At 64.2% G+C, this 11,999-nt stretch carries 10 protein-coding genes, 1 tRNA gene, 2 rRNA genes and 1 riboswitch (1 of these 14 cut by a window edge); of the genes, 1 reads left to right on the top strand and 12 read right to left on the bottom strand.

The window, feature by feature from the left end:
* Positions 1-25: 25 nt before the first annotated feature.
* From ACQHGV_RS00075 to ACQHGV_RS00055, 5 genes are all read right to left on the bottom strand, one after another.
* Entirely contained in the window at positions 26-1,048 is a 1,023-nt protein-coding gene (locus tag ACQHGV_RS00075; protein WP_440978964.1) for an alpha/beta hydrolase, read from the bottom strand.
* 206 nt (positions 1,049-1,254) lie between these two features.
* Positions 1,255-1,599 carry a tRNA-binding protein gene (locus tag ACQHGV_RS00070; protein ID WP_440978963.1) on the bottom strand — a complete coding sequence of 115 codons (345 nt, stop codon included), beginning with the start codon at positions 1,597-1,599 and terminating at the stop codon, positions 1,255-1,257.
* A gap of 13 nt (positions 1,600-1,612) precedes the next feature.
* Positions 1,613-2,284, bottom strand: coding sequence for a glutathione S-transferase family protein (locus ACQHGV_RS00065; RefSeq protein WP_183952752.1), 672 nt, complete (start codon positions 2,282-2,284; stop codon positions 1,613-1,615).
* Positions 2,285-2,337: 53 nt separating this feature from the next.
* The gene (locus tag ACQHGV_RS00060; RefSeq protein ID WP_440978962.1) at positions 2,338-3,771 is read right to left on the bottom strand and encodes a PepSY domain-containing protein; all 1,434 of its coding nucleotides are present in this window, start codon (positions 3,769-3,771) and stop codon (positions 2,338-2,340) included.
* Entirely contained in the window at positions 3,758-5,935 is a 2,178-nt protein-coding gene (locus ACQHGV_RS00055; RefSeq protein WP_440978961.1) for a TonB-dependent receptor, read from the bottom strand. Before ACQHGV_RS00055 ends, ACQHGV_RS00060 begins: the two co-directional genes overlap by 14 nt.
* Before the next feature lie 177 nt (positions 5,936-6,112).
* A riboswitch (cobalamin riboswitch) is annotated at positions 6,113-6,336 on the bottom strand.
* A gap of 87 nt (positions 6,337-6,423) precedes the next feature.
* Between ACQHGV_RS00055 and ACQHGV_RS00050 the strand changes: the two genes are divergently transcribed.
* Positions 6,424-6,729 carry a hypothetical protein gene (locus tag ACQHGV_RS00050; RefSeq protein WP_183952755.1) on the top strand — a complete coding sequence of 102 codons (306 nt, stop codon included), beginning with the start codon at positions 6,424-6,426 and terminating at the stop codon, positions 6,727-6,729.
* Between the two features lie 54 nt (positions 6,730-6,783).
* Here ACQHGV_RS00050 and ACQHGV_RS00045 read toward each other — a convergent pair whose 3' ends face one another.
* The 7 genes from ACQHGV_RS00045 to ACQHGV_RS00015 form a co-directional block, all read right to left on the bottom strand.
* Positions 6,784-6,927, bottom strand: coding sequence for an entericidin A/B family lipoprotein (locus ACQHGV_RS00045; protein WP_183952756.1), 144 nt, complete (start codon positions 6,925-6,927; stop codon positions 6,784-6,786).
* 63 nt (positions 6,928-6,990) lie between these two features.
* Positions 6,991-7,860 (bottom strand): hypothetical protein, encoded by an 870-nt coding sequence (locus tag ACQHGV_RS00040; protein WP_440978960.1) that lies wholly within the window; start codon positions 7,858-7,860, stop codon positions 6,991-6,993.
* 135 nt (positions 7,861-7,995) lie between these two features.
* Positions 7,996-8,364 (bottom strand): CsbD family protein, encoded by a 369-nt coding sequence (locus tag ACQHGV_RS00035; RefSeq protein WP_440978959.1) that lies wholly within the window; start codon positions 8,362-8,364, stop codon positions 7,996-7,998.
* Between the two features lie 33 nt (positions 8,365-8,397).
* Positions 8,398-8,718, bottom strand: coding sequence for a hypothetical protein (locus ACQHGV_RS00030; RefSeq protein ID WP_440978958.1), 321 nt, complete (start codon positions 8,716-8,718; stop codon positions 8,398-8,400).
* An 859-nt stretch (positions 8,719-9,577) separates the two neighbouring features.
* A tRNA-Met gene (locus tag ACQHGV_RS00025) sits at positions 9,578-9,654 on the bottom strand.
* A gap of 62 nt (positions 9,655-9,716) precedes the next feature.
* Positions 9,717-9,831 (bottom strand): 5S ribosomal RNA (rrf, locus tag ACQHGV_RS00020).
* A gap of 141 nt (positions 9,832-9,972) precedes the next feature.
* Positions 9,973-11,999 (bottom strand): 23S ribosomal RNA (locus ACQHGV_RS00015) (it continues 765 nt past the right edge of the window).

The following is an 11,999-nucleotide window of genomic DNA, read 5'->3' as shown; positions in this document are numbered from 1 at the left end:
CCCTTGCAGGGGAGGTGGCAGGCCGTCAGGCCTGACGGAGGGGTGTCCCGCTCTCGATAGGGTGACACCCCTCCGACGCGCTCCGCGCGCCACCTCCCCTTACAGGGGAGGAATGTTGCTGCGCCTTGGGCTTCAAAAACCCTTCCATGACGATCCAGCGGTAAAAAGCATCGAACCAGCCGGTGCTGGTCGTCGCCTTCGGATACATGCCGAAGCCGTGGCCACCCTGTCCGTACAGGTGGAACTCGACCGGCTTCTTGGCGGCCAGCCACTGATCGATCAGACCGAAGCCCTTGCCGGCGAACAGCGGATCGTCAGCGGCGATCGCGGCGAACATCGGGGGCGCGTCGGCGGGCACGGTCATCGGCTGGAGCGGGCCATAGATGTCGCCGATAAAGGCGGGCTTGGCCTGTCCGTCTAGGACGGTCGCGACGGTCAGCATCGCGCCCGCCGAAAAGCCGACCATGCCGACACGGGCCGGATCGACCTTCCATTCGCCCGCCCGCTGGCGGACCAGCGCGAAGGCGGCGCGGGAATCGGCGATCTGCGGTGCGAGCCCCTTCAGCGCCTCCTCCGGGTTCGGCCGCGCGGTCGGACGTGCCACGCTGGAGAACATCGCCGCCATCGACTTTTCGAAATCGGCCATGCCGGCGGGCGTCTGGTTGAGCCGGTACTTCAGGACGAAGGCGGCGATGCCGCGATCGGCCAGCGCCTTGGCCACGTCCCAGCCCTCATTCTGCATCGACAGGGTGCGGAAACCGCCACCCGGAGCGACGATGACCGCGGCGCCGGTCGCCTTGGCGGGATCGGGCAGGAAGGGGGTCAGCGTCGCCTCGGTCACGTTGCGGGCGAACACGCTGTTATACTGGCTGTGCCAGCTTTCCTTGGTCTTCGCGCCCGGCAAGGGCCCGGTGTTCAGCGGAATGGCATTCGGTTGCGCCGGCACCGCGATCGGCACCATCCTGTCGGCCTGCGCCATGGCGGGCGCCGCCACCGAGAGCGTTAGCAAAGCGGCCAGCGCATGGCCGGCCCAGCGTTTGGACGTCATATCCCCTCCTATCCTCCGTGGGTTATGTCCCTACGGTCGGAGGGGGATGCTACGCTTCGGGGCGTGGGGCGCAAGGGGTAATGTTAAGGCTAACAGGGGGTTGGGGCGTGGGCTTCGACTTCGCTCAGCCTGAACGGCTTTTGGTATCCAGCCCGGGGCCCCCACCTCCATTCAGCCTGAGCGAAGTCGAAGGCCACGTCCAAAGCTCAGAACAATCGCCCCCCGTTGGGCACACCCAAATCCGGTGCAATCAGCACCACTTCCCCATCCGCATCGGGAAAGCCCAGCGTCAGCACCTCGGACATCATCGGCCCGATCTGGCGCGGCGGGAAATTCACCACCGCCGCCACCTGCCGCCCCACCAGCGTCTCCGGCGTATAATGCCGGGTGATCTGCGCCGAGGAGCGCTTCACCCCAATGACCGCGCCGAAATCGATGGTCAGCTTGATCGCGGGCTTGCGCGCCTCCGGAAACGGCTCGGCGGCGATGACGGTGCCGACGCGGATGTCGACCGCCAGAAAATCCTCGATCCCGATGCGCTCAGAGGACATGGGCGCAGGGACGTCAGAAGTCGACATTGTCGTAATGGATCGGCGGGGTGACCATCTCCATCCGCTCGGACAGCAGCGGGCGGAAGGAGGGACGGCTCTTCAGCCCGCGATACCAGCGCGCGGTCTGTTCATGCCCCTTCCAGTCGATGCCGCCCAGATAATCGGCGACCGAAATCTGCGCCGCCGCCGCCAGATCGGCCAAGCTCATCGTCGCGCCGCCCAGCCAGTTGCGATGGTCGAGCAGATAATCGGTATAGTCGAGATGCCCGACCGCCGCCTTCATCGCCTCGCGCAGTCCCTTGGCATCGGGGCTGCCGGTGCGCGCGACGCGCTTGACCATGCGTTCGTGGAGCAAGGGGCCGGTCACATCCTGATAGAAATGCGTGTCGAACCACGTCACCAGCCGGCGAATCTCGGCGCGACCGACGGCGGTGCCGTTGATCATCGCCGACTTCTCGACCGTCTCCTCGAAAAACTCGCAGATCGCCATCGAGTCGACCAGGAGGACGCCGCGCTCCTCATCGACCATCACCGGCGTCTGGCCGGCGGGGTTCATGTCGAGGAATTCGTCGCGCCGCTGCCACGGCGACTCGCGGACCAACTCGTACCCGACGCCCTTCTCACCCAGCAGCAGCCGGACCTTGCGCGAGAAGGGACAGAGCGGGAATTGGTAGAGTTGCCACATATTCCCCATCTAAGCGGGCGCATGGGTTCACGCCAACCCCGCCACGCATGTTTTCACGCCGCCCGGCGCGCGGGCCGGCGCAATCGTCGCCAGCCGATGACGACCCCGCTGACCGACATCACCAGCCCCGCGATCGACCAGAGCCACATCCACACGTCCCAGGCGGGGCGATGCGCGGTGAGCCAAGGCCAGTCCCAGGTGTGGAGCAGCGTGTAGACCCAGCGATAGGCACGCCGCGTGGCATCCTGTCGCTGGACCAGCGCGCCGCTCATCGGATTGATATAGAGCCAGGTCCGCGCCGCATCGTCGAACCGCAATCGCAGCAACGGCAAACGCGCGGCGTCGGTCCAGTAGAAATCGGGCCGCACCAGCGTCTCGGTCGCGATCATCCGGCCGTCCGGGACCAGCATCGCTGCCGAGGCCATGGCGCTGACCGGCCGGACGGGCGAAAGCGTCGCACGGTCCAGCCAGCGCGGGTGCGGCGAGGCACGATCGATCGCGATCCGCGCCAGCCCGCCGTCCGCGCTCCACGCGATGCTGCGCGCACCCCCGGCAAGGCGGGCCAAGGCGGCGAGGTCCCCCGTCACGCGCGTTTGCCCCGCATAGTCCCGCATCGCCGCCACCGGCGCGGCACCGCCGGCAAAGACCCGCCCCGGATCGACCGACAGCCAGCCGCTGACGATCCAGGTGGTCAGCATCACCCCGCCCAGCAGGCCGCTGACATGATGCCACATCATCCATCCGCGATAGGGGGTGATCCGCCCGCCGCGATAACGCCGCCGCCCGATCCGCATGCGCAGGATGCCGATCCACATCCCCGTCAGCGCCACCGCGATGCAGGGGCCCGATACCCACATCACCACCTGCCGCCACATCGCATTGTCGCGCCGGACGACCGTGGGATAGAGCCAGTGCGGCACCGACCCCAGCCAGTTCCAGACACGCTGTTCTCGCGTCGTGCGCTGCACCGGCTGGCCGGTCAGGCTGGAGATATAGAGATGGGTGGCATCCGCATCGTCGATCGCCGCCTTCCACAAGGGGCGATGCCGGTCGAAGCCGCCTGCGACCGTCCATTGATCGTCATCGATCCGCTCGACCGACATGACGGGGGCATGTTCGAATCGGCCAGCGACGCGGCGGACATATCCGGCGTCGACGGGGGCCGGCCTGACCCCGCGCTGCGCCGGGATGATCCGTGTCTCCCCCTCACCGCCCTCGATCCGCCAGACCGGCTGACCGTCGCGCATCTCCAGCGTGATCCGCCGCGCGGTAACGGCGGGCACCTCCGTCACCCGCGTCCAGTCGATCGCCGCCGCCCCCGCCCAGCCCTGCGCAGGGCCAAGCGCGGGATAAGGGACGTAGAGCATGACCAGTCCGCTCGCGAACCACATCGCGAAGAACAGGCAAGCGACGATCCCCGCCCAGCGATGGGTGAGGAAGGCGAGCCGCAGCGCCGCCTTCCCCCAAGACCGGTCAGAACGCGGCACGAAGCGCCACATCCAGCGAGCGCGGCCGCCCCAATATCCATTGCTGATCGCCATAAGCGGTGACGGCATAGGCCTTGTCGAACAGATTATAGACGCGCAGATCGACCGCCATATGCGGGCTCAGTGTATAGGACAGCGTGCCGTCCACCGTCGCATAGCCGGGAATGCGGAACGCATTGCCATTGTCCGAGAAGCGCCGTCCGACATAGCGCAGTCCGGCACGCGCCTTCACGCGGCGCGTCGCATCCCAGCGCAGCCAGACATTGCCCAGCGCCTCGGGCACATCGGGCGGCGTGCGACCGCTATAGTCGGTGCCGCCCGAGCGGAAATCGTCGAACCGCGCATCGAGCAGCGTGCCATTGGCCTCGATCCCGAAGCCCTGCGGCAAATCGACCGCCACCGCCGCCTCGACGCCTTGCGCCGAGCGCTGGCCGACCTGTTCGACCGGGCTCGACAGGGTGCGCTGCGCCAGCAGCCCGGTCTTGACGATCCGGTACGCCGCCAGCGTCGCCATGCCGCGCCCGCCCAGGAACGACAGCTTGGCCCCCGCCTCGACCTGATTGCCGCGCGCATTGCTGAACGCCACCTGCCCCGTCGACACGGTGGTCAACGTACCCAACGGATCGACGCCGGTCGCATATTGGCCGTAGAGCGACAGGGTCGGCAGCGGCTGATAGACGATGCCCGCCCGCCAGGTCGCGTTGCGGAAGGTCTTTTCAAAGGCGAAGCGGTCGCTCCGCACGCCCCCCGGATAAGCGATCGCCCAGCGGCGCACCTGATTTTCCTCATAGCGAAAGCCGCCGACCACCGACCATTTCGGCCCCAGCGTCACCCGGTCCTCAGCGAACACCGCCAGCGCGGCGGTGCGGGTGCGGTATCGCGGCGCGATTCCCTGCGTATCCAGGAAGCGTCCCGGATCGAAATTGAAGGGGTCGACGCCGTCCTCCTGCGCCTCCGATCCGAAGTCGTTCTCATGGGTGAAGCGGACCAGATTGACGTCCGCCCCGATGACGAAGGCATTGGCGATACCGGGTGCCAGCGGCGTGCGCAGCGTCACGCTCGCCTGATCGCCCCATTGGGTCTGGTCGTGGCGGATACCGTAATTGCTGCTCCGCCGGATCGTACCGGGCCGGCCGGGCGATCCGTCCGCGCAGGCCCCGGTGCTGCCGACCCAGCAATAGCTTTCCAGATTGCGCCAGAAACGGTCGCTGGTCAGATAATAGGCGATGTTCGACACGCTGACCGTCGCGCTCGGCGTCCAGTCGACCTGGACCGAGGCGCGGTCGTCGCGAAAGCGCATCCGCGCGTCGGCGACATTATAGTTGCGCTCGCGCACCGCCAAATCGAGCCGTCCGTCGATCAGCGGGGTGCCGAAATAGGTGATAGGCCGCTGATCGCCATGATCGCCGCGGATCGTCACTGCCAAAGTCGGCGATGGCGTCCACAACAGTGTCCCCGACAGCGCGACGCTGCGTGAATCCCCGCGATCGACATAGCCGTCCGAGCGTCGATAGCTGGCGTCGACACGGTAGGACAGCGTATGCCCCACCGGCCCGCCGATCCCGGCCGCCGCGCGAAAACTGTCTTGCGCGCCATAGCCGATCTCGGCCTGTCCTTGCGTCCGCGCGCTCGGCTTGCGCATCACGACATTGACCGCGCCGCCCAGCGCACCCTGACCGTAAAGGACCGAGGCCGGGCCGCTGAGTATGTCGATCCGCTCGACCATCCAGGGGTCGGTCGGGAAGGTGATGGTCCCCGCCGCCGGGAACAGCCGCACCCCGTCGATCAGTTGCAGCACCGACCCCTGCCCCGAAAAGCCGCGCGCGGACAGGGCCGTGCCCCCATTGCCGGGATTGGCGACGCTGGCGATGCCGGGCGCACGGCTCTGCGCCTCGACGATCGACTGGTCGCCGCGCGCGCGGATAGTATCGCCGTCGATCGTGGCGATACTGGCGGGCGTCTCGAACGGGGTCAGCCCCAACCGGCTGGCGGTCGCACTGGGCGTGTCCAGTACCGGCGTCTCGCGCGTGCCAATGACCAGCACCGACCCGTCGCCACTTCCCGCTTCACCTGCCCGCTGCGCCATCGCCGGGCTGCCCCCCACCATCAACGCCGCGCCAGCGACCAATCCCCAGCGGTTCTCAATGTAGTTACGATATAACATCTTACTGCCTGTAGCGTCTTATTGCGAACAAGCCGAGGCCTTCCGTCCGATCCCGAACGGACGGGTGCCATGCAGGCTGGACGCTTATTCCGCACTTCCATGGTCACCCATGCCTCCGCCACCATTGGCGTCGCTCGTCGGAAAAGACCTTAGCCACGGCCATCCCCTGGACCCGGCAAGAGCGACCTGACGCCGGCAGGTCTCCTGGCTCACGGGTCATCGCGAAACATGCGCCTTCCCAGGTTGCCCCAGTGGCTGGACCGACCATCGGGGTCGATCCGTGCATCTCCGCTCACCGCTTACAGTTGCAGGGACAGCCTCGGATTCGGGCGATCGCTCGCCCTCACCGCGTTCCCTTTTAATCTTCCTTGTCGGGAAGAACCGGCGCGATCATTGACCGGATCATTCCGGCCGCGTTCTGTCTGGGCGATGACGCCATGCGCGTCAAGCGGATGCGCTGGCTCCCGATCCGCGCTATCGCGAACGCCATGGCACGCAGGACCCGCTATCTGACCGCAACCATGGCGGACGGCTATGTGAAGACGATCGGGCCGACCGCGTCGCCCTTCACCCATTATTGGCGCATCGTCGCCGATCTGGGCAACGGCAAGACCGAGGTGTTCTGGGGCCATGCCAAATCGCTGAAGGACGCGACCGGCAAGAAGAACGCGGTGGCCGATGCGGCGCGCCAGCGCGGCTGGGCGGGGTTCGCGTTCGAGATCGTGGAACTGGTCGAAACCACCGAACCGCCCGAAACCGAAGCCCCCGCCCGCCGGGCTCGCCGGCGCGGATAGGAAAACGGGGGCGGTCCATGACCACCCCCGTCCGTTCACGGTCACCCCGTGACGTTATTTCTTCGGCTTGTCCTGCCCCGAGGCATCGGACATCGCGCTTCCGGCGGAGCGCAGATCCTTGCCCGCGCCATTGACCGTGTTGCAGGCCGAGAGGGCCAGCATGGCGCACAGCGTGGCGCCGAGAGCGATCTTCGTCATGGTGATGATCTCCTCTTTCAGGAAAGGTGCGGCGGGCCCGATACGCCGGCCCGCCGCGGGCACTCAGCGCGGACGACGGCGGGCGGCCGCAGTCGCGCCAAAGGCGGAGGCACCGGCGCCGACCAGCAGCGCGAGCACCAGGATGAACGAAGTCTTCGACGCAGCACCGGCGGCGGCATCCGCTGCGGTCTTGGCCGCCTGCACCGTCTCGTTCTTGGTGCGGATGAAGTCGGCCTTGGCCTGGCTCACCTGTGCCTGGGCCTGCTCACGGCTGATCTTGCGCTGCGCCGCGACGATGTCGACGACACGAGCCTCGGCACGGACACCATCGGTGCCGCCGCGCGCCATGGCGGGCAGCTGCTTGGCGATTTCCTTCTGCGCCTGCTCGGGAGTCATCTGCGCCGGGTCGGTCGGAGTATCGCTCAGATACTTGGCGGCTTCCTGACGGACGTCGCCTTCATCGACACCCGCGACCTGCGCGACCTTGGGCGCGGCCGCGCCAACCGTCGAACCGGCCGCCCCGGCCACAGTGCCGACCGTGCGGAACGCGCCGCCGATGATACCACCGACCGCCGAGGTCAGCAGATACAGCGTCAGGATCAACGTGACGCCCCAGACGACCAGGCCATGCACCAGCGCATCGAACCGCTCGGTCACACCCGACATGCGCGCGGCGACATAACCGCCCGCACCCAGCGCGATGACGGTGGTGATCAGCCAGTAGATGCCGGCGCCGATGCCGAAGCCCGCCGCACCCGGCGTCGAACCATCGGTCGGATCGACCATCGACAGGCCGATGCCGGTGCCGAGAATGCCCAGGACCAGCTGGACCGCCACCGCGATGACCACACCGGCGAAAATCGCACTCCAGGAGGCTCGACGACCGAGATGACCGATCACGCCACCCTCCACCGATGCAACATTATGGGCCATATCTACTCCTGTTCCTGTGACGTGCGGACGCGCACCGATCCTGTCGACCGGTCGTCATTCGCAGCATGATGAGGGGGGGATGGCGCCCGGGCCGCCGCTCACGCGCGCGCCTCGCCCGGTGCCGGATGTGTCAGTTCAGCCGCGACGGCGGTGGATCAGCCAGCCCAGGGCATAGCCGCCCAGCGCAGCCGCAATGGCGAACACCGTCGCCTCATTGCCGCGAATATGATTTCGCGCCTTGTCCGAACCGCGCCGTGCGGCATCGACGGAGCGATCGGCCGCATCGCCGACCTTCTCACGGGCATGCTCGATCAGGCTCGGGGTCGCATCGACGACATCGCCCGCGATCGACTGCGCACGACCGAACAGATGCTCGGCACCACCCGCCACCTGATCGGTGACGCCGGCGACCTTCCAGTCGCGGCTATCGACGACATCGCCGACCGCCTTTTCGACCTTGCCACCGACATAGCGGGCACCGCCGCGAAGTTCATGCTTGTTCATGGGTTTTCCTCCGAAACGAGGGGTGTGTCGTGGTCAGGGCGCCACGCCGCAGCCTGCGGCGGCCTTGCCCACTTCCAGAGCGACGCGCGGGTCCTTGATCTCGCCCGCGACACGGATCAAATCGCTCATCGTCAACCGCGTGGGGTCGCTGTCATCGCGACGATAGGCGGCAGCCGCCTTGCCCAGCTGCTGCAGCTGGCCCAGCGACAGATTCCGCTCGAGCCGCTGGCCGATACAGGTGGAACGCTCGGCATCCAAGCCATAACGCTCCAGCCCCGTCGCAATCCGGGTCGACGGCGCGGCGCACGCCACCGTCAGGCAGCTCAAGGCGATACTGGCGAAAATGCGGTACACGCGTTTGCCTCCACACGATCGGCGACGATACGTTGCCGATCAGGTGGTGCTAAACTTATGATAGGTTAAGTCGTTCCCAATTTTCTTGATGCGATAAATATGGCGGTCGCAATCGTTCCGTTGAGGCGATGCGACTGGCCGTGCGTCTGTGTCGAAACGACGCAGCGGACGCAGTTGGTGCAGGCCTCTGCCCCGCGCCAATGGCAACGAGCAGTATTTGCGATCGTACTCTCGACCGAACACCATCCATTCCAGCCCTACCCACGCGACGCGTAGATCCTGTCTAGGCCGTCACGTTACATAGCACTCTGCCAAGCGGACAGGTAATGCCAGGCGCTTGACAGGCGTTATCCATGGGGCCGTAGGTAGATGATCTAAAGGGAGGCGCAATTGCCTCTTGCGAACATGGCCGACATACCGAGTTGCAAGGTGGTTCTCGATGCCATGGGCAAGCTGAACCGTGTGCCCATCGACGCAGATGGCATGGTGACGCCTACAATCCGGCAGCTATGCTTGAGCGTAAGCTGCACCCCGTCGTGGTGGTCATCACCGGCCGCAGACCTGTGGAGCAACCTCCCAGGCTGGGAATTATCGTGTTCGACAGCGACAAGGGCAGCCAGCAGCAGGCATCACAAGCGCGCGAACGACATTCAGGGGAAACCTGTGTCATTCGGGGGTTGATGCGGAGCATGGTGGATGGGTGTGGCCTGCTGCGAGGCAAGGCTAATCTTTCTCACTGGAGACGCCCTGTGGCAGGCCTGTGGCCTGCTTTTTTGCCTAATGGGGGAGTGACAGAACGCAGGAGAGCCCCGGAGCGGCGATGCTACGGGGCTGTGGCTGTGTGTGTGCGTGTGTGGGATGGTTGCGGGGGCAGGATTTGAACCTGCGGCCTTCAGGTTATGAGCCTGACGAGCTACCGGGCTGCTCCACCCCGCGCCAATTTTGGAAGGTGTGTGAGACGATGTGAATGGGTTTTGTGTGTGTTCGCGGACTGTAATGCCTGGCGACGCCCTACTCTTCCACTGCTTGAGCAGTAGTACCATTGGCGCAGTCGGGTTTCACGGCCGAGTTCGGGATGGGATCGGGTGGGACACCGACGCTATGGCCACCAGGCAATAGAGTCCGCGAATACTGATCCCCATCAGGTGGTACCTGGTGGGGAAATGGGGGTTAAAATCGATGCGTGCACTGGCTGGATTTGCTGACCAGACCCTCAGTCTATCAGCCCAGGGCTGATGGTGGGGGTGTGGAGCTCTCAAGCGCGAATAGGACAATTAGTATCGGTTAGCTCCATGCGTTACCGCACTTCCACATCCGATCTATCGAGGTCGTGGTCTTCGACCGTCCTGAGAAATCTTATCTTGAGGGAGGCTTCCCGCTTAGATGCTTTCAGCGGTTATCCCGTCCGTACATAGCTACCCTGCTGCGCCGTTGGCACGACGACAGGTACACCAGAGGTACGTTCAACCCGGTCCTCTCGTACTAGGGTCAACTCCTCTCAAATTTCGACGCCCACGGCAGATAGGGACCAAACTGTCTCGCGACGTTCTGAACCCAGCTCACGTACCACTTTAATTGGCGAACAGCCAAACCCTTGGGACCTGCTCCAGCCCCAGGATGTGATGAGCCGACATCGAGGTGCCAAACAACCCCGTCGATATGAGCTCTTGGGGGTTATCAGCCTGTTATCCCCGGCGTACCTTTTATCCGTTGAGCGATGGCCCTTCCACGAGGGACCACCGGATCACTATGACCGACTTTCGTCTCTGCTCGACTTGTCAGTCTCGCAGTCAGGCTGGCTTATGCCATTGCACTCTAACAGACGGTTTCCAACCGTCCTGAGCCAACCTTCGCGCGCCTCCGTTACTCTTTAGGAGGCGACCGCCCCAGTCAAACTACCCGCCACAGAGGGTCCCTGTACCGGTTTCACGGTACGAGGTTAGACATTAAACAACAACAGGGTGGTATTTCACCTATGGCTCCACATCGGCTGGCGCCAATGCTTCAAAGCCTCCCACCTATGCTACACAGTTCTTGTCCAATGCCACTCTGAAGCTGCAGTAAAGGTGCACGGGGTCTTTCCGTCTAACCGCGGGTACTCCGCATCTTCACGGAGAATTCAATTTCGCTGAGCATGTCCTGGAGACAGTGGGGAAGTCGTTACGCCATTCGTGCAGGTCGGAACTTACCCGACAAGGAATTTCGCTACCTTAGGACCGTTATAGTTACGGCCGCCGTTTACCTGGGCTTCATTTCAGAGCTTGCACTCCTCCACTTAACCTTCAGGCACCGGGCAGGCGTCAGGCCCTATACGTCGTCTTGAAGCCGACTTAGCAGAGCCCTGTGTTTTTGCTAAACAGTCGCTACCCCCTGGCCTGTGCCCCCCATAAGTGCTTGCGCATATATGGGGCCTCCTTCTTCCGAAGGTACGGAGGCAATTTGCCGAGTTCCTTCAGGACACTTCTCTCAAGCGCCTTGGTATACTCTACCTGACCACCTGTGTCGGTTTCGGGTACGGTCTATACGGTGGGGCTATTTCCCGGGACCTCTTCGAGGCACGTCCAATCCGATAAGGACGTACAACACACGAGATCCGTCACACACCACCAGGCCCACGAATATTAACGTGGTTCCCATCGACTACCCCCTTCGGGCTCGTCTTAGGGGCCGGCTCACCCTGCGCGGATTAGCCTTGCGCAGGAACCCTTGGTCTTTCGGCGAGAGGGCATCTCACCCTCTTTATCGCTACTCATGTCTGCATTCGCACTTCCGATACCTCCACGACCCATTACCAGATCGCTTCGCAGGCTTACGGAACGCTCCGCTACCGCGTGCACTAATGTGCACACCCTAAGCTTCGGTGCGTGTCTTGAGCCCCGTTACATCTTCGCCGCAGAAACCCTTGTTTAGACCAGTGAGCTGTTACGCTTTCTTTAAAGGATGGCTGCTTCTAAGCCAACCTCCTGGTTGTTTTGGGATTTCCACATGCTTTCCCACTTAGACACGACTTGGGGACCTTAGCTGTAGGTCAGGGCTGTTTCCCTTTTGACGACGGACCTTAGCACCCGCCGTCTGTCTCCCGAGTATCACTCATAGGTATTCGGAGTTTGGTTAGTATTGGTAGATCTCGCGACCCCCGCAACCATCCAGTGCTCTACCCCCTATGGTGTCCGCTCGAGGCACTACCTCAATAGTTTTCGCGGAGAACCAGCTATTTCCCGGCTTGATTGGCCTTTCACCCCTAAGCACAACTCATCCGGTAACTTTTCAACGTTAATCGG

Source organism: Sphingomonas pseudosanguinis, assembly GCF_052056765.1.
Classification (GTDB): Bacteria; Pseudomonadota; Alphaproteobacteria; order Sphingomonadales; family Sphingomonadaceae; genus Sphingomonas; species Sphingomonas pseudosanguinis.
Note: the sequence above shows the minus strand (reverse complement) of the source record. Positions and strands in the feature narration are given on the sequence as shown.